We start from the raw sequence: 17,431 nt of genomic DNA, 5'->3' as shown, positions 1-17,431 counted from the left end.
TTTTAAGTCTCCCGTGAAATCAAAAAAGTTATCAAAAGAAGCCCTAACAGGAATCGTATTTTTTTCTATTTTGGTCTTTGCTTTTTTCACAACGGTCATCGAGCCGGACCGTCCCACGAAAAAATATCCTTATAGGTTATCCTTATTTTATTCCCGAATTGATGGAATCAAAGAAGGAACAGAGGTTCGGATTTTGGGAGTCCAAAAAGGATATGTGGCACATATTGATTCAAGGCCGCTACTTGATGTGCCCGATCGTCGATTCCTTGACCATAACATGGATCATGCGATTGAATTACATATTGCTTTAGAAGATCCATTAACCCTTTGGGATAACTATGAAGTAGATTTTCAAACCATTACTTTGTTTTCTGGAAGGATCATTAATATCAATCCAGGTAGTTCCGATGGGAAACGCCCCTTTTTCAAACCAACATTTCGTGAAGGGGAAAAAACTCCTGACTATTTACCGTCGGCGCGGTATTTTGATGATTTTTTCAAAGCCACATCTGTGACAATGGAAGAAAATCGAGCAGACCTCCGACAAATCACATTGGATTTTCGTTCTATCTCCGATAAATTAAATCATACAGAAGGCACAATTCCCAAATTGATAGGGAGTACAGAAATGTATGATGAACTTCTTGCGACTGTAAAGGATGCAGAAACCATTGGAAAAGAAGGAAGGCGTTATATGGAAAGTTCCAGAAATTTAGAGAACACCATGCCAATTCCATTTTTAATCACAGCATCGTATTACGGACGTACAACGCCTATTACGGGAAGAAGGATTGGACCACAAGATTAATGAAAGTTGCAATTATACATGATTGGCTCACCGGTATGCGCGGTGGAGAACTTGTTCTCGATAGTTTATTAAAAGCATTTCCAGAAGCGGATTTATTTACTCTTTTTTATTCCAAAGGAAAACTAAACGAAAGGATTGAAAATAGAAAGATCACAACTGCTTTCACTAACAATCTTCCTTTTAAAGAAAAGTATTATCGTTATTATTTACCAGTATTTCCAACGGCCATTGAATCATTAGATTTAAAAGGTTATGATGTGGTGATAAGTTCTTCCCATTGTGTTGCCAAAGGAGTGATCCCTCATCCAGATACTTTTCATTTAAGTTATATCCATAGCCCTATGCGTTATGTTTGGGATATGTATTATGATTATTTTCCTGGTCGCAGCGGATTCAAATTTTTCCTGTTACAATCCATAGCCAATTACCTTCGTACTTGGGATGCGGCTTCTGCCAACCGAGTGGATTATTTTACGTGTAACTCGCATTTTGTGGGAAGACGTATCCAAAAGTATTATAGACGTGATTATAAAATTGTTTATCCACCTTGTTTGCCGCAAGACTTCCGAGTGAATGATGTTTCAAAAGATGAATATTATCTGATGGTTTCGGCATTTGCTCCTTATAAAAAAATAGACCTTGCCATTGAAGCCTTTCGTGAAAATGGAAAACCACTCATCCTTGTGGGTGGGGGCCAAGAAGAAGGAAAACTAGTCAAAAATCTTCCCAAAAATATCCTTTGGAAAAAAGGTCTGCCACGCACAGAAGTGGTGGAACTTTACAAAAAGGCACGAGGGTTTATTTTTCCAGGAATGGAAGACTTCGGAATCACTCCGGTTGAGGCACAGGCCTATGCCACCCCTGTCATTGCTTTCGGGAAGGGAGGGGCTTTGGAGTCAGTGAAAGAGGACAGAACTGGGGTGTTTTTTAAGGAACAGACTGTAAAATCCTTAAATGAGGCGATCCAGAGGGCAGAAAAGATCCATTTCAAACGCGGAGATTTCCAAAATTCCATCAATCGATTTACGGAAGAAAAATTCGTAAGCGAAATCCGAAAGGTAGTCGATAGACATAAATAGAAATCTCTGAAGGGGGATCTCTTGGTCATTTTACATCGACTCAAAGGTGCGGAATTTGTTCTCAATGCAGATTTGATTGAGACCATCGAAGCAAATCCAGATACGATCATCACTCTTGTGAATGAAAAGAAATTCATTGTACAAGAGCCAGTTGCGGAAGTTGTGGAAAAGGTAATTGCTTACCAAACGAGAATCCATAACCTCCCTCGAGTTGGTGAAAGAAGGCCTGAGGAAACATAAGAAATGGATATAGCTACAGTCATTGGTTTGGCCCTAGGAGTGGCCTTGATGTTACTCGGGGTGGTTTCGGGTGGTCTTGCGTTAACAGACCTTATCGATATACCCTCGATGATGATTACATTTGGTGGGGCGGCAGCGGCCACGATCATTTCTTTTCCTTGGACATCAACCATTGGAGTGGGTGCTGTTACCAAAAAAGCCTTCCAAAATCCCCCCTCTGATTTACCAGGACTCATTACGACACTCGTTAGTTTTTCTGAAAAAGCTCGTCGTGAAGGTTTACTTGCCTTAGAAGATGATATCAACGAACTTCCTGAAGAATTTTTAAAGAAGGGAATCCAACTTGTAGTGGATGGAACCGATCCCGAACTCGTTCGAAATATTATGGAAACCGAAATTGGGAACACTGCCACAAGACATGCTTATGGTCGTGCTTGGTGGGATGCTTACGCTGGTTTTGCGCCAGGGTTCGGGATGCTTGGGACCCTTGTGGGTCTTGTGGGGATGTTAAAGAACTTAGGTGGTGGGGATGCAAGTGCCATTGGACAAGGTATGGCTACGGCGCTAATTACAACATTATACGGATCACTTGCACAGAACTTATTTGCAGCACCAATTGTTAGAAAACTAACACGAAGATCGGAAGATGAACTTGTGATCAAACAAGTTATGGTGGAAGGAACTTTATCCATCCAATCCGGGGACAATCCAAGGATTGTAAAAGAGAAACTAGCGAGTTTCTTAACTCCTGCTGAACGATCTGCCTTAAAAGACGACGGAGATTAATTTTTAGTTATGGCTAAAAAAGAAAAATGCCCTGAGTGCATCCAAAAAGTTCCCGAGTTTATGGCAACTTATGGGGACATGGTGACACTTCTCCTTTGTTTCTTTATTCTTTTGTATACCACAGGGAAAACAGATGCAAAAGAGATGCAAATTATTTTGTCTGCATTCAAATCCACAACAGGATTTTTCACTGGAGGACAAACACTATCGAAAGGTTCTTTAGAAGAAATGGGAATGCAAATTGAATCTCTTCCTTCTCAAGTGGTGGGTCGTAATCTCTCTAAATCCAAAAAAGATGCTCAAGAAGTTTTTAAACCAGAAGTAGAAGCGGGGAAGGTTCGAATTTCGGAAAACGAAAGAGGACTTGTGATTTCCCTTGTAGGTGCTGATTATTTTTATCCTGGCTCAGCTATCTTAACACCTGCGATTCGAGAAACGTTACGAAAAGCCGCGGGGCTTATCAAAGGACTCGAACGATTTGTGCGAGTGGAAGGACATAGTGATGATGATGCAGTCAATCCCGTGAACCGTCCTGGTCGTGAAGAACGCGAATATATCAATAACTGGGATTTGGCGGGAGCAAGGGCTGTGAACGCTACTGTTTTTATGATCAATTCAGAAGAAATTGAACCAAGTTGGTTCCAAGCAGTTAGTTTTGGATCCTATAGACCTCTTGTATTGGAAAATGAAGGTACACCGGAAGCAAAAGCTTTCAACCGAAGGGTAGACATCATCATCCTAACAGAGAAGTCTACCAAACGTGCGCCAGGAGAAAGTAAATATGGACTACCTGACACTCGTTTGCCGAACACTGAAACAAATGTAGAAGGAGATTTTTAACATGGGTGACCGTGAAGTAGATGAAGAAGAAGGTGGGTTAGCCGAAGGTAGTACCGCCTCTGCCGGGATGTCTCCCATTGTAAAATGGTTATTGTACATTGCTGCGGCCATTTTTGGGATTATCATTGTAACCGTTATATCGATGTTTGTTGCTCAAAAAACGGCAACAAGTGTGTTTAAACAACAAAAGAATATCTCTCTTGTGAAAGCTCCCCCTCCTTTGGAAGTTTACACATTTCAAGAAGAATTTAGAGTGAATACTTCTGATGTTGGAGAATCACACTTTGTGAAGTTGAAGATGTCTCTTGGATTTGAATCGGGACAACCTGCACTTTCTGCGGAACTTGCAGCGCGAGTGGCCCAAATGCAAAACATCATTAACCTTGTCATTGCACGTAAAACAAAGGACGATTTAAAATCCATTACCAACCAATTGGATTTACGTGAGGAAATCAAAGCCCACTTAAATCACATTTTGACCAATGGAAAAATCAAAGAGGTTTACTTTACCGAGTTCTTGGTAAACTAGGACTATGTCCGACCAAATCCTCGGTGTGATCCCTGCTCGTTACGCGAGCACGAGACTTCCCGGAAAACCACTGGCACTCATTGGAACAAAACCAATGATCCAGTGGACTTACCACCACGCTTCCCTTTCCAAGTCTATCCACCGTTTGGTGGTCGCCACTGACGACAAACGAATCCATGATGTTGTTTTAGGATTTGGTGGCGAATCTGTTCTCACAAGTCCCGACCATCCCACAGGAACCGATCGTATTATCGAGGTCGCAGAAAAGTATCCAAGTTTTGGAATCATTCTCAACATCCAAGGCGACGAACCGGGGATGGAATCCAAACTCATTGATGGGGTTTTGGATTTAAAAACCAAACATAGAAATTGGGAAATGACCACAGCGGCCGTTCCCTTCACTTCCACAGAAGACCCAAAAGATCCTAACAAAGTAAAGGTGGTCTTTGACAAAACCGGACGTGCTAATTATTTTTCTCGTTCACCAATCCCTGCTTCCTTTAAGGGGCAAGCAACTTACCACCGGCATTTAGGAATTTATGCCTATGAAAGAGAATTTTTAATGAATTATAATCATCTGCCGACTTCCGATTGGGAAACGGTAGAATCTTTAGAACAACTTCGTGCTTTGCAGAATGGATCTACCATTGGTGTTTATCTTTCGGATAAGGCCAACTTGGGTGTGGATTCCCCTGCCGATTTAGCAGTGGTGATTCGCGATTTTAAAGAGAAGGGTTTGATTTAGAGAAAATATTGGCAGAGGATTATTTGGGATAACTAGTTACTGTTATATGATATGCAGTAAATAGTTTATAATAATGAAATTAACATTAATTCTGATAATTCTATTGAATACTTTTTTCTTAAACCAAGTTTTTCGATTTTCACATTTTGCGGACGAAATAGGATCTACTAAAAAACCTGAGGATTATTCAATACTTGGTTTATTAAAAGTATTTTTAATAGGAATAAGAATACCAAAACCCATAGATCACATTTGTATTAATAACAATTATATTTCGCAGTTCTTAGAATTTAGAAATATAAAACTTAACTACTGGCTTTCTAAAAATACTGAATCAACTACTATTATTATCTTATTTCATGGATACGCAGTTTCAAAAACGCAATTATTCGATGAATCAGAATTCTTTATTTCGAATGGATATTCTACTGTTTTAGTAGATTTTCGTGGAAGTGGTCAATCTTCCGAATCTTATACTGGAATGGGAACTTATGAATCAGAAGACGTATTTCAAATTTTTAATTTTTTTAAATACAAATATAAAAACAAAAAAATAATTCTGTTTGGTCATTCATTAGGCAGTGTTGCGATTCTCCGGGCAATTTATAAATACAAAATTGATCCTTCGGCCATTATCCTTCAGGCTCCATTTGATTCTTTTCTTAATACAACCAGAAATAGATTCAGAATTCTAAAAATTCCCTCCTTTCCTTTTGCTGAATTTTTGGTTTTATTCGGGAGTATTACTCTCTTTACGAATCTTTTTACATTCAATCCATACAAATATGCAAATGATTTAAATATTCCAGTTTTGTATTTAATCGGTGAAAAAGATAATAGGGTATTTCTAGAAGATATTCAGAGAATTGTAAATAATACAAAATCGTATAAATCTTTAGCAGTCATTTCAAAGGCATCTCATGATTTCCTATACGCTTCGAATACACAAGATTGGAAGAAATATATTCTGGAATTTCTGACTTATATAAATAAAATGAAAAACATATAGTTATTGTTATGCGTTTCTGGAAGTTTAACCATTTAAATCCAATTTTCTAGTTTTAAATTTGGAACTCTTGTAAATTCCTTTGTATTGTTTGAAACTAGGATTAAATTTCGAGAAATAGCTTGAGCTGCAATCTGTATGTCATAGGGCCCGATAATTTTGCCATTTCTTTCTAAAGCAGATCTTATGTAACCGTATACTTCGGCATCTGAATCAGTAAATGGAATGATATCAAAGGCCGATAAGAATTTAATTAGTGTCATTCTATTTCTTTCAGGAAATTGACTTTTAACTGCGCCATATTCTAATTCAGCAACAGTAATAGATGAAATTTTTATTTGATATGGTTGAATGGATTGTATTTTCTGAACTACGGATTTTGGATTATTTTTAATAAAGTAGATACAAATATTTGTATCAATTAAATACATTAAAATGTTTCTCGAATTTGACTTTCTGGTTGAGATCTCCCATCTGAAAAAAAGTCTTCCGAAAATTCATGGAGGCTCTCCTCAAAAGCTTTCCAAGGGTCAGATTTAGGAAACAAGAATAGAGTATTCCCAACTTTTTGAATATATAATTCTTTTTCCGATACTTGAAATTCTTTTGGAATCCGCACAGCCTGACTATTACCACTAATAAAAACTTTTGATGCATGAGTCATGTGTATATACTGATGTATATACACAAAAGGTCAAGTTATAATTTAATATAGAATAAGCTGTCGCTTGCAGATAAACGAATTAGGCTTAATTCTCGTTTCCCAGAATGGGTATTCTGGTGGGGCGTTAGTGTCAGCACGGCTTGCGTAAACAAGAGACGAGGGATTCGTCGCAGATGAAGCGAGGCCGTAAGTGTGCAGAAGTGAAGTGTTATGGTGTTGTTATGTGAAGTTGACTATTTTACTTTTATAAGATTTAGTATTTTTATATCTAATTTTGCATTCTTTGGATTAATTTCAGCTTGGTAGAAATCAAAGTTTAATCGATTTGCTTTATGACATTTTTCTTTTATTATGTTTATTATTTTTATTTTTTCTTCTGTTTTTGTTCTAACTCCAAAAATAATACCTTTTAAACTATCAAACTCATATGATAGTTTTCGATCTTCTGGAGTAAACTGTTGATTAAGAAAATCATGGTACAGTATTCGATATTCTTGTTCATATTCCCAATCAAATGACTTTGCCAAAAGCATTTCTTTGCATTTTTCCCAATAATCTACTCGCCAAATATCTAATGGTTCTCTTAGATGTTTTCCGCTAATACTTAATTTGTTGTTTTCATCAGACAACCATTGTGAGCTGAGTTGAACTTGTGACAATCTTCCGATAGATTCAAAGAAATTTATTTTAGGAAGTTGATTAACGTAATTTATTTTTTCTAACTTCGCGTTGAATGCTCCGGAAAGGAATAGATTTTTGCCTTTTAGATTAATGGCAATTTCTTCGCTTGTAGCGTTTGTTTCAAATATTAAACATACCCCTTTGTGATTGTCAGCATACTTTCCCCAGACTGAAGAGTTATCGCAGGATTGGGAAAAGCAACAAACATAAGAATTTGGATAAGTTAGTTTTTCTAATGCATCAATATATGAATTTGTGAATTCGGTATGTATGAACCAGTTGTTATAATCTTTCTCGATTGATTCTGAGGAATAAATCAAATCCATTTGTTTGTGAATTTGATCTAATGCTAAAAAAATCGTGTGAACTTTTGGAAAAAAACTTAAGATATAATTTGAAATTCCAAGAACGTGATTTAAGAGAGTATACTTAAAATTTTGTAGCCGAGAGGATGTAGGTGTAAGTTGCAATTTTATATTACGTTTATAGTATTTATCGATCGTTATCAGGGCATCGCTATGAATGGTTTTTAAGTGTACATATAAGTCATTTTTGCTGATTTCGGCAGTAGTGTTTGATAAAAAGCGGATCTGTGCTTGCGTGTTTAAATTACTAAGAAAAATTGTGCTTATTATTTTGTGCGACTTTTCAAGATTTAATTCTTTTGCCTGTGCAAATATTGGTATATCTTCCTTCGAAATTTTTGTGTTTTTTGAAAGAAGGCCGATTCTCTTGTATATATATTCTAGACAAAGAATATAATTTTTAAAAACATTTTTCCAAGAAATCTCATCTCCTTTCCAAATTAGGTATCTAAACCCATCCATTGGATCGTTTAGTGAATCTAAATCAGAAAAATACAATTCTTGATTCTCTAATTCGTTTTTATTAAGCAGCCATTGTGTGGATCTAAATTTATACATGTTAGTCAATATCAACTAACAGCATACAACCGAGCCTCTGCTTTTTTAAACAGAGACAACTCGATTCTAAACCATTTGTAACCGAAGATATGACTACACTTCTCTTTCGTTGTTTCTCATCCCTCGAGAGATATAATCATACAAAAATTCTCCGGTAATCACACCCGGGATGATGACTTTTTGAGCTCCATCAGCCACCAACTTTTTAGCTTCACCTGGTTCATCACTTGTCAAAATGATTTTTGCATTGGGAGCCAATTTACTCAGAGTGGAAAGCAAACGGTTGTTATTTGTTCCTTTTAGAAAGGAATCAGAAATGGTACAAATTACCATCGAAGCGTCATGAAGGCCAATATGAGATAAAGAATCGGGGTGAGCAAGATCGGCATAGGCCCATTGGAATCCTTTGTTTGTGAGTTCTTCTCTGAAGGCTGGATTGTAGTCAGCGATGATGATCCTTTTAATGAGCGAAGGAGATAAATCTTCTAAATATTCTACAAAGGCACGGGCAATTCTAAAATAACCAAGCACAATGATGTCTCGTACCATTCCATCTCCATGTCCGCCATGCCCTCCGTGACTTGCTTTGTCGTCTTTACTAGATTCCTCTGTTTGGTCAGAGATACCTACACGAGCGAGTAATCGTTCAAAGGTAGCAGCTATGTTATGGTTATACATAATGATGTAAGTGGATAAAATGGATGCGATGATGGTCGAAGTTAAAATAACTGCTTGTAGTTTAGGAGTGATATGTTCGAATCCTGCACCTAACGCTAAAATGACGAGTGAAAATTCAGAAATCTGAGCTAAATTGAGGGCAGTTAAAAACCCGTTTCGAACACCTTTGTTGAGTTTGATGATGACGGGAGCAATGGTAATCATTCTTACGAATAACATAAGAGTGATGATTGCCGCAGATAATCCGATGACTTCCAAACTAGGAAGGGGAACTTTAAGACCCAGTGCTACAAAAAAAAGTGTTACAAAGAAATCGCGAATTCCAATCAGTTTAGAAATGACATCGGCACCATAAGGGAAAGCGGCGATACTCATTCCTGCAACGAGGGCACCCATTTCTTTGGAAAGTCCAGCTTTTCCTGCGATTCCACAAACAAGAAAACACCACATAATTGATGTTAATAGAATTAGTTCTGGGCTACTGGCACAAGCTTTGTATAACTTGGCTAAAACATAACGACTGACACTAAAACTAAATGCGATTAGTAAAACGATAATTCCAACAGAAGTAAGGATTTTTAAAACTTCTGGATTGTTTAAGTTAGGTTGGACCCCCATAAACAAAATGGCCCAGATGTCTTGGAAAACCAAAACCCCTACAGTTAGTTTTCCTGAGAGGGTATTGATTTCTACTTTGTCTTGTAGTAATTTAACAACGATTAAAGTTGAACTGAGTGATAAGGCTACTGCAATATAGAGCAGGTCAAACTTTTCCGAACCAATAGAAAGTCCAAAAAAGGGAAACACGGAGTAAACGAAGGCAACGGAAAGTGTAAACTGAAGGATCCCCAAAGTAAACATGGCCTTTCCCATTTTCGCGAGTTCGGCCAAATTGATTTCTAAACCGATGATGAAAAGTAGTAGGATGAGTCCGATTTCTGAAATAAGTTCAATACTGGCTTCGTTGGTAACAAGTTCAAATCCCATCTCTTTTCCGAGCATGGCTCCACCGATGATATAACCTAAAATTAACGGTTGTTTGAGTACTCTTGCGATGTGACTTAAGACTGTTGCGAAAATAATACTAAGACCAATGTCTTGTAATAGTGACTCTTCCCCGTGCATAGATACCTTCTTTAGGGAAAAGTTTAGAGATTCATGGAGTAGTGAAAGTCGTTTTTTTTTCTGAACAATAAAACAATCTACGGATTGTGCGAAATTTGCAAAACTGATGCCGTTGCTGCTTGAAAATGGGCAATAGCTACATGATGATCGTACAATGCCTTAATTTCTCGGACAGCTGCTTCGGCACTTGTTTGTTCGCGAATATTCACAAATAGAAGTGTAGAATCACCCAGGGCAAATCGTTCTCTTTCCATCTCTTCTAACTTTCTTGCAAGTTCGACTTCACTTTGAGTAACACCTACGCGTTTTGCCGAAGCAATCACCTCAGATATCGCATCCTGTACTTCAGTTTTTATTTTGTCTTTGGAGAATTGTAGTTCTTGGTCTAATTGTGCAATCTTAGCTTCAGCAGCTCCGATCATCCCTCTCGGGCGTTTGGTTTGGATGGGTAGGTTGAGAACTAGGGAGGCTTCCAGTTCAGGTTTGGCTCTTGTGACAGAACCTGGTCCAAAGTCTTGAGAGCCAGCAACTACCAAATCCACTTGCGGTTTCAAAGCATTAAAACCCATATCTTGGTCTACACGAACCTTATCTCTTTTGAATTCAAAGTCTTGTAATTCGGGTCTAAACTTCCAAGCCAGTTTGATACTTTTCTCTAATTCTACTTTTTTATAATCGATGGGTTTGGGAAATCCAATGGGCAGACGGTTCGTTGTTGGTAAGATTAAATTTCCATCAGGTGCTCGTAAGAACAAAGATAAATCAATCGCAGCTTTTTGCATTTCTCGTTCTGCAGAAACAAATTGAGATTCTCTTTGTAAAATGGCACGATCGTTTTCGGTACCTTCCATTTTTGGAATATCACCTAACTTGATACGGTCGGATATTTGGGTTTGTCTATTTTTTGCAATTGCTAACAAGTCTTTGTTGACTAAATACTCTTGGCCACTAGACACCCATTTCCAATAACGTTTTGTTGCTTCTTTGATAACTTCGATTTTTAATTTTTGGATAGAAAGTTCTGCAAGCCTTCGGTCAAGGTCAGCCTTTTTAATATCGGCTCTGTTTTTATCAATCTCACGATTGCGCATCAGGGGAAAGATGGCACCCGCCCGAATTTCTCCATGATCGTTGGTTTCTCTTTTTCCGTCATACACAGGAAAGTTACCGCGCCCAATTCGGTAACCTGCAAAAAAAGAGGTTCCACCGAGCGGTGTTGGTTTTTCAAACATGGCATCAGCTGTATTGTTTGTATAATAACCTAATGGTTTTGTTGTTCCCATCGACTTAAATTGTAAGTCAAAGGCACCTTCTGCGGCGAGGTAGTTGTATTCTGCTTCTGACAAAAGTTTTTCAGCTGCAAGAACCAGTGGATAAGATTTTTCGACTGACTTTAAAAGTTCTTCTAATGTGAGAACTCCTGGTTGTTGGTTGATATAGTCTTGAGAATAAATATTGGGTCCATGTAAAGATTCAAAGGGATCCCGTGTTGGATCTGCTTCTATAACAAAGGAAAAAAACATTCCAAAAGGACAAAGGAATGCTAGTAGAGATTTTCTAAGTTTTGAGATCATTTGACCTTATCCCCGCTTCCTGTATCGTCTAACAAATATTTCATTTCTGGATCATCCATTGGAAGATTTGGTGGAAAATCATTAAACCTTCTCCAAAGTTCATAACCAACACTGACTCGATTGAGAAAAATCCAACCTTTGGCTCTGACACCTTGTCTGAGATAACGACTTGTTGGCCACTTACGATCATCGCGATCTGGAATGACAAGGACTCGGAAATTTCCTGAGCCATTGTCTGTAATATCAACAAGTTTGACAATCCCTCCAAATGTTCCCACGGCTGTCTCTGGCCAACCACTGATTTGTAAAACAGGATACCCTTGGAATTGTAATCGAACCTTTCTTCCTTCACCTACGAGCGGTATGTCGTTGCCGGAGATAAAAAGTTCTACTGCTTTGTCCTCTGCATCAGGTACAAGAATCGCAACACCATCTCCTTCTTTCACTTGTTGTGTGTCGGGATTTACCAAAATTCTCATGATGGTTCCATCCCTTGGGGCAAATATTTCTTGGGTTTCTTGTCTAGATAATCTTGCTTCCAATTTGGGTAAGTCTTCTAATACTCGCGCCACTTCGGATTGTGCTGAAGCTAAGGAAGCCTTGGCATCATTGATAGATGCTTCTGCATCTTGTGCTACTTTACCTGTATCACTATACAAGGCACGTTCTTCTTTAATGGCAGCATCGTATGCAGCTTTGGCACGGTCTAATCCAGTTTCTGCATTGGTATGTTCTAATTCTGCAAGTTCCAAAGTTCGTTTCGAAGTAAGGCCTTTTTCCCAAAGTTGTTTTTGGCGATCTAAGTTGAGATTTGCAGTTTTTAAAGCAGCCTTTGCTGCATCTACTGCTTGTTCGCTGGCTCGTACTCGGTCTTTTGCCATCATCCTTCTAGAGTCAGCAGCATCGACAGCACTTCCTCGGGAAGAACGTAAACTAATGATTCGTGAACGAATGTTATCTTCTCTAGATCTTGCAGCCTCTAGTCTTTGTAAAAGTGCGTTTCTTTCCTCACGAATTCGATTGATAAAGTTGGGATCGTTATCAGAGATATCGATGATTGGATCGCCTTTTCTAACCCGAGTTCCTTCATGTACATGCCATTTTACAACGCGTCCACTAATAGGAGATTCAATGACTTGTTGTCGGTCGAGAGGTGCATATGCAACAACCCTACCAAACCCCATCGTGGTTTGTTGCCAAGGTACATAAAGAAGGATCAGTACACTTAAGAAAAAAATGACAGTGAGGATATAGGCAAGGCTTTGTGCTGGCAATGCTGTTTGCACTAATCGGTAGGAAGGTAAGTTTTTTCTAAGTTTCCATTTTTGTGACATATCAGTTTTCATATTCCAACCTTAAGGGTTTGCTTTTAAGGAATGGGAGTCGTTTTCCAATCGTAAAATTTGATCCATTTGCGAAAGGACAGCTGGGGATTTGGAAACAATTAAGAGTGTCCATTCCCGATTTTTTTGCAATAAAACTTTAAGACATGCGTTAAGTAAATTCGGTGGCAATAGATCTAAATTTCCATCGATTAACAGTAGTTTTGGATTGCCGAGAACGGCCCTCGCAACAGAAATCACAGTTGTTTGGATTGTATCGAAAGGATGTCCAAATGTTAGAAGTTGTGTATGGATTCCATTTGGTAAGGATTGAATGGTCTCCCAAATTCCTAATTCTTCTAAAAGTTTTCTTATTTCAATTAAAGAAATTTCTTCTCGGCCAACTCGAATGTTCTCAAGAATACTTCCTTCAAAAATTTCATTACCTCGGATTAGAAAAGTAACTGAATGAATTTGTTCTTTGGAAACTTCATGAATGTTTTGGTGGTTGTATTCTACAATTCCAGAAGTGGGAGTGCGCATTCCACAAATCAAATCTAACAAAATATGCGCATCATAAGGAGTGTTGGATGAGATACCAACTGATTTACCGGAAGCTACTTTTAAATCAAATTGGTTAAAAATTTTGTGCCCGTTGGTAAGGGAATAATGTATTCCCGATAGTTGCACTTGGATAGGACCCTCCGGTTTTTCAAATTCAACTGTTTTGACAGGGATTGTTGGTAAGTGAAAGACAGAATTGATTTTATCTACGGCAGCGATCAAACTATAAAAACTATCCAATTGTTTTCCGAACTTAGATATATCGCTAAGCACCTTTGCGATTACAAGTTCTGCGGCCACTAATTGGCCTATGGTAAGTTGTCTGTGGATGACTAAATAACCACCTAATCCAAGTACAATGGCACTTGCTAGTGCTTGGATTCCTACAAGTCCAATGATTTGGCGAATATAGTTAAAAAAATATTTTTTCCGTGCATACAAATAATCACGAATAAATGAATCTGCTTTGTCCAAAGCAAAATTGGAACCGAAGGTAGAGTGAAATAAAGCAGAGTGCCTAGATATTTCTTCTAACCAAGCTGCAACTTTATATTTTTCTTTCGAAATTTTGATATAGTTTTCTGCTGCTGGTTTTCCTAAACGATAGGTAACCCAATATCCACCTATAAATAAAATGAGAAATGAGAATACAATGAAAATAGGATGGTAAAAAGAAATGAGAACAAAACCAATTACGGTTGTTAGAACTACGGATAGACCATCAACTAACAAGGAATGGATAGATTTTTGAATGGTCATCGTATCAAAAAAACGATTCACTAATTCTGGATTGTGGTGTTTATCCAAAACATCTTGTCTTATTTTGGGAAATTTAATTGCGAACTCTGTAGCAATTCTTACAAAAACACGTCTTTGTAAAATTTCTACAACATAGATTTGTATGGTTTGCATAGCCCCCGCAAAACCTAGAAAAAATACAACTAACAAAGTTAATATGATGACTGGTTGAAGTAATACACCGAACGCTACGATGTTAACAAGTGAAGACGTAGCAACAGGGACAACTAATGATAAAATTCCAATTCCAATTCCGTATATAAAAACAATCCAAACATCTTTAGATTCCATTCGGATCAAATGAGAAATTTGTTTTAAAGCATTTTTAACGGATGAAAAAGAGTTTGAAATTTCCTTGTTTGTGGTAAAAGGAAATGTAGGTTCTGCTATGATCCAGTCCACAGAATCTTTGTTTGATTTGAGTCCCATAAACTTGATCAGGTCTTTTTCAGAATACCATTCTCCTTCGTTATCGAACCCATGAAGTGGTTGTACTAGGTAAGCCGATGTTTGGTAACTAGTGATCGCATAAAATTCGGCTAACTTTTGATCGTCGTTTGAAACTCGAAAAACAAATGGAGAATTTTGTGTGATATAGGCTCTTATGTCATGTAAGGTTTTTTGGACAAAATTGATACGAATTTGATACTGGTGAGAGGCTGCAAATAAAAACTCATAAAAGTTCTGATTGGAAAGTGATTTATATTTGCTTCGTAGGGAACGAAAACCTTCAATAATTTGGCTTGGAACAGAATGGATGTGTAAGGACTCAGATAAAAAATCCAAAATGGACTTTGCCAAATCTTCATCGGAAGAAAGTCTCGGATCATGGATTTCTTCCTTGGACTTGAAGAGTTGGTTCTTTAAGTGAAATACCAAAAGACTTATAAATTTTAACATGTGAATTAAATGCGAACCTTAGACTGCACTTGACAAAACTTTGTTCTAGATTTTCTAATTTCATCTAGAGGTTTTTATGAAAAATTTTAACTCCATTTTGGTACTAATCGCACTATGTTTGTCCGCCGAACTGATCGCACAAGAGAATTGTACGTATGAGTATGACCCATCCCAAACCTCCTTAGAATGGACAGCGTTCAAATTTACAGAAAAAACAGGTGTTAAAGGTAAATTTGATTCTATCAAAGTGACTGGTAAGCAAAAAGACAAATCAAAGTTTGGTGCTATCAAATCGATTCAGTTTCAAATTGATACCTCATCGGTTAACTCTGGCGTTCCTGACCGAGATGGAAAAATCAAAAAATTCTTTTTTGGATCAGTTAAGGGAAATGGAAAGTTTTCAGGTAATTTTTCTGATATTACTTCCGGAGAATCAGGTACTGCAAAATTGAATTTGCGTTATGGAAATTCTAAAACGTCGATACCTGTCAATTTTGTTTGGAAAGAAGACCTTGTCGAACTTACTGGTACTGTAGATGCTACTAATCTTGGTCTTCAAACTGGGCTGAATAAGTTGAACGCTGAATGTAACGATTTACACAAAGGATCGGACGGAGTAAGCAAACTTTGGCCAACAGTTGATATTAAGGTAGTTTCTACTTTAAAGAAAGTTTGTAAATAGTACAGAAATACTTAAATTGATTTTTCAAAATTAGAATAGAATGCCGTCATCGACCGAATTTGAATTCACGGATCGATAATGGCATTCTTATTGACCTTCAAAACTCTATAACGACATTTTGATTTGATGAATCTGATGATAACAAGTGATTCACAAAAATGAGAGGATGGTTCCATGAGTAAAGAAATCGAAACCTACAATCAATCGCAATCCCCGATCGATAGGGAAATATGTAATCTTCTTTATCAGGAAATTAATCTACATCTACCGAAAGCTCTAAAAAAAATTTGGCATGCTCATCCTGTTTGGTTTTTGGATGGGAATCCCATTGTTGGTTATAGCAAATTAAAAACTGGTATTCGCCTTTTGTTTTGGAGTGGGCAAAGTTTTGAAGAAGAAGGACTCACACCTGAAGGTAGTTTTAAAGCAGCTGATATTCGTTATACAGAAGTTGGTCAAATTAAGAAAAAAGATCTAAAACGTTGGCTAGGTCAGGCCAAAAAAATCCAATGGGACTATAAAAATATTGTGAAACGAAAAGGTGTTTTAGAACGTTTGAAGTGAATTTTTAGAATCAGCGTGAGAAAATTTAAAATTCCTATCTAAGATTTTGGATCAAAGATAATAAGAAAAAATCAAATGTCGTCTGCAACTATACATGATTCGCTTATAATCAATTTGCTTAAACATATAAATTTGGATTCGGTCTGTGGTTATATGCTACTCGAATATAAGTTGGTGATACAAAATTTTTTAGAAAGAATATGAAAAAAATACCGTTGTTAATCGGTTTTTTGTTTTTTGATTGTGCATTAACCATAATATCTCCTGGTTTAAACTCAAATTACAAACTAAATAAAATCTCTAGTTTCAAATTTCAAGAAGCGGCTTTTTATGGTTCAACATTTTATGATCAATCTGCCTACTTCCTAGAATTCGAAAACTTGAAATTGATAGTAAGCGATCCGAACAATGCTACTTTTAACAAAAATGATTCTATGAACATGGATCAATTCGATCAAAATAATATTAATATTCTTTATGAAATCTGTTATGATAAAGAGAAAAATCTTAATATTTTAGATGATATTGTTAATTATAAATTCAAATTAAATGATTTTGAATCTATTTCTGTTGTTTCTTATTTTTACCCTTATTCGTATACTGCAAGAGGCAATTATATCAAAAAATATAAACCTTATTATGTTAATGAAAAATATCCTTATCAAAAAAATATTTATAAAACAGGATATGACTTTCTAATGTGTATTAGAAACATAGTTTCGTTTAGAAAAAATGTTCAAGAAATATCAAATTCTCTTGAAATCCTGACTCCAAGAAATCATTTATTTAATTTTTCTTATGATTTCGATAATAAATTTATATTCTATCAGAATGAAGAAATGGATTTTTCGGCAAAATAATTTGTATTATTTTGTATATAAACATGGCGTAACTTTTATTTTATAGTAATCAAAGTTAATTCC

At 36.9% G+C, this 17,431-nt stretch carries 18 protein-coding genes; 11 read left to right on the top strand and 7 right to left on the bottom strand.

Annotation, left to right across the window (positions count from 1 at the left end; all coding sequences use genetic code 11):
* The first annotated feature begins 13 nt into the window (after positions 1-13).
* The 8 genes from EHQ31_RS17245 to EHQ31_RS17210 all read left to right on the top strand — a co-directional run bounded on the left by EHQ31_RS17245 (position 14) and on the right by EHQ31_RS17210 (position 6,036).
* Positions 14-808 (top strand): MlaD family protein, encoded by a 795-nt coding sequence (locus EHQ31_RS17245; RefSeq protein ID WP_135572373.1) that lies wholly within the window; start codon positions 14-16, stop codon positions 806-808.
* A complete protein-coding gene (locus tag EHQ31_RS17240; RefSeq protein WP_135572371.1) occupies positions 808-1,887 on the top strand; it encodes a glycosyltransferase in 1,080 nt (359 codons plus the stop codon). The genes EHQ31_RS17245 and EHQ31_RS17240 overlap by 1 nt, the downstream gene beginning before the upstream one ends.
* A 21-nt stretch (positions 1,888-1,908) precedes the next feature.
* Positions 1,909-2,127 carry a flagellar FlbD family protein gene (locus tag EHQ31_RS17235; protein WP_100743511.1) on the top strand — a complete coding sequence of 73 codons (219 nt, stop codon included), beginning with the start codon at positions 1,909-1,911 and terminating at the stop codon, positions 2,125-2,127.
* 3 nt (positions 2,128-2,130) lie between these two features.
* Positions 2,131-2,913 (top strand): motility protein A, encoded by a 783-nt coding sequence (locus EHQ31_RS17230; protein WP_135572368.1) that lies wholly within the window; start codon positions 2,131-2,133, stop codon positions 2,911-2,913.
* A 9-nt stretch (positions 2,914-2,922) separates the two neighbouring features.
* Positions 2,923-3,753, top strand: coding sequence for a flagellar motor protein MotB (motB, locus tag EHQ31_RS17225; protein WP_135572367.1), 831 nt, complete (start codon positions 2,923-2,925; stop codon positions 3,751-3,753).
* A 1-nt stretch (position 3,754) separates the two neighbouring features.
* A complete protein-coding gene (locus tag EHQ31_RS17220; protein ID WP_135572365.1) occupies positions 3,755-4,282 on the top strand; it encodes a flagellar basal body-associated FliL family protein in 528 nt (175 codons plus the stop codon).
* A gap of 4 nt (positions 4,283-4,286) precedes the next feature.
* A complete protein-coding gene (kdsB, locus tag EHQ31_RS17215; protein WP_135572363.1) occupies positions 4,287-5,027 on the top strand; it encodes a 3-deoxy-manno-octulosonate cytidylyltransferase in 741 nt (246 codons plus the stop codon).
* A gap of 73 nt (positions 5,028-5,100) precedes the next feature.
* Positions 5,101-6,036: an alpha/beta hydrolase gene (locus tag EHQ31_RS17210; protein ID WP_135572361.1), complete on the top strand. Its 936-nt coding sequence runs from the start codon at positions 5,101-5,103 to the stop codon at positions 6,034-6,036.
* A gap of 32 nt (positions 6,037-6,068) precedes the next feature.
* On the opposite strand, the gene vapC is transcribed toward EHQ31_RS17210, so the two are convergent.
* The 7 genes from vapC to EHQ31_RS17175 form a co-directional block, all read right to left on the bottom strand.
* Entirely contained in the window at positions 6,069-6,464 is a 396-nt protein-coding gene (gene vapC / locus EHQ31_RS17205) for a type II toxin-antitoxin system tRNA(fMet)-specific endonuclease VapC (protein WP_135572359.1), read from the bottom strand.
* Positions 6,464-6,697 (bottom strand): type II toxin-antitoxin system antitoxin VapB, encoded by a 234-nt coding sequence (gene vapB, locus EHQ31_RS17200; RefSeq protein WP_135572357.1) that lies wholly within the window; start codon positions 6,695-6,697, stop codon positions 6,464-6,466. Before vapB ends, vapC begins: the two co-directional genes overlap by 1 nt.
* Before the next feature lie 233 nt (positions 6,698-6,930).
* Positions 6,931-8,301: a DUF2971 domain-containing protein gene (locus EHQ31_RS17195; RefSeq protein WP_135572355.1), complete on the bottom strand. Its 1,371-nt coding sequence runs from the start codon at positions 8,299-8,301 to the stop codon at positions 6,931-6,933.
* A 93-nt stretch (positions 8,302-8,394) separates the two neighbouring features.
* Entirely contained in the window at positions 8,395-10,104 is a 1,710-nt protein-coding gene (locus tag EHQ31_RS17190; RefSeq protein ID WP_135572353.1) for a cation:proton antiporter, read from the bottom strand.
* 77 nt (positions 10,105-10,181) lie between these two features.
* Positions 10,182-11,678 carry a TolC family protein gene (locus EHQ31_RS17185; RefSeq protein WP_135572351.1) on the bottom strand — a complete coding sequence of 499 codons (1,497 nt, stop codon included), beginning with the start codon at positions 11,676-11,678 and terminating at the stop codon, positions 10,182-10,184.
* A complete protein-coding gene (locus EHQ31_RS17180; RefSeq protein ID WP_208652794.1) occupies positions 11,675-13,012 on the bottom strand; it encodes an HlyD family secretion protein in 1,338 nt (445 codons plus the stop codon). Before EHQ31_RS17180 ends, EHQ31_RS17185 begins: the two co-directional genes overlap by 4 nt.
* Positions 13,013-13,033: 21 nt before the next feature.
* Positions 13,034-15,262, bottom strand: coding sequence for an ABC transporter transmembrane domain-containing protein (locus EHQ31_RS17175; RefSeq protein WP_135572347.1), 2,229 nt, complete (start codon positions 15,260-15,262; stop codon positions 13,034-13,036).
* A gap of 76 nt (positions 15,263-15,338) precedes the next feature.
* Here EHQ31_RS17175 and EHQ31_RS17170 point away from each other — a divergent pair, with 76 nt between their 5' ends.
* The 3 genes from EHQ31_RS17170 to EHQ31_RS17160 all read left to right on the top strand — a co-directional run bounded on the left by EHQ31_RS17170 (position 15,339) and on the right by EHQ31_RS17160 (position 17,368).
* A complete protein-coding gene (locus tag EHQ31_RS17170; protein ID WP_135572345.1) occupies positions 15,339-15,944 on the top strand; it encodes a YceI family protein in 606 nt (201 codons plus the stop codon).
* A gap of 174 nt (positions 15,945-16,118) precedes the next feature.
* Complete coding sequence (locus tag EHQ31_RS17165) at positions 16,119-16,508, top strand: DUF1801 domain-containing protein (RefSeq protein WP_135572343.1); 390 nt, start codon at positions 16,119-16,121, stop codon at positions 16,506-16,508.
* Between the two features lie 200 nt (positions 16,509-16,708).
* Positions 16,709-17,368: a hypothetical protein gene (locus tag EHQ31_RS17160; protein WP_135572341.1), complete on the top strand. Its 660-nt coding sequence runs from the start codon at positions 16,709-16,711 to the stop codon at positions 17,366-17,368.
* The last annotated feature ends 63 nt before the right edge of the window (positions 17,369-17,431 follow it).

Source organism: Leptospira montravelensis (assembly GCF_004770045.1).
Lineage (GTDB): Bacteria > Spirochaetota > Leptospiria > Leptospirales > Leptospiraceae > Leptospira_A > Leptospira_A montravelensis.
This window is presented reverse-complemented; position numbering and strand designations above follow the sequence as displayed.

Coding starts and splice junctions, on each gene's coding strand:
- vapC (WP_135572359.1), bottom strand. CDS start 6,464: ATGTATTTAATTGATACAAATATTTGTATCTACTTTATTAAAAATAAT.
- EHQ31_RS17175 (WP_135572347.1), bottom strand. CDS start 15,262: ATGTTAAAATTTATAAGTCTTTTGGTATTTCACTTAAAGAACCAACTC.
- EHQ31_RS17230 (WP_135572368.1), top strand. CDS start 2,131: ATGGATATAGCTACAGTCATTGGTTTGGCCCTAGGAGTGGCCTTGATG.
- EHQ31_RS17165 (WP_135572343.1), top strand. CDS start 16,119: ATGAGTAAAGAAATCGAAACCTACAATCAATCGCAATCCCCGATCGAT.
- motB (WP_135572367.1), top strand. CDS start 2,923: ATGGCTAAAAAAGAAAAATGCCCTGAGTGCATCCAAAAAGTTCCCGAG.
- EHQ31_RS17195 (WP_135572355.1), bottom strand. CDS start 8,301: ATGTATAAATTTAGATCCACACAATGGCTGCTTAATAAAAACGAATTA.
- kdsB (WP_135572363.1), top strand. CDS start 4,287: ATGTCCGACCAAATCCTCGGTGTGATCCCTGCTCGTTACGCGAGCACG.
- vapB (WP_135572357.1), bottom strand. CDS start 6,697: ATGACTCATGCATCAAAAGTTTTTATTAGTGGTAATAGTCAGGCTGTG.
- EHQ31_RS17240 (WP_135572371.1), top strand. CDS start 808: ATGAAAGTTGCAATTATACATGATTGGCTCACCGGTATGCGCGGTGGA.
- EHQ31_RS17210 (WP_135572361.1), top strand. CDS start 5,101: ATGAAATTAACATTAATTCTGATAATTCTATTGAATACTTTTTTCTTA.
- EHQ31_RS17190 (WP_135572353.1), bottom strand. CDS start 10,104: ATGCACGGGGAAGAGTCACTATTACAAGACATTGGTCTTAGTATTATT.
- EHQ31_RS17185 (WP_135572351.1), bottom strand. CDS start 11,678: ATGATCTCAAAACTTAGAAAATCTCTACTAGCATTCCTTTGTCCTTTT.
- EHQ31_RS17160 (WP_135572341.1), top strand. CDS start 16,709: ATGAAAAAAATACCGTTGTTAATCGGTTTTTTGTTTTTTGATTGTGCA.
- EHQ31_RS17170 (WP_135572345.1), top strand. CDS start 15,339: ATGAAAAATTTTAACTCCATTTTGGTACTAATCGCACTATGTTTGTCC.
- EHQ31_RS17180 (WP_208652794.1), bottom strand. CDS start 13,012: ATGTCACAAAAATGGAAACTTAGAAAAAACTTACCTTCCTACCGATTA.
- EHQ31_RS17220 (WP_135572365.1), top strand. CDS start 3,755: ATGGGTGACCGTGAAGTAGATGAAGAAGAAGGTGGGTTAGCCGAAGGT.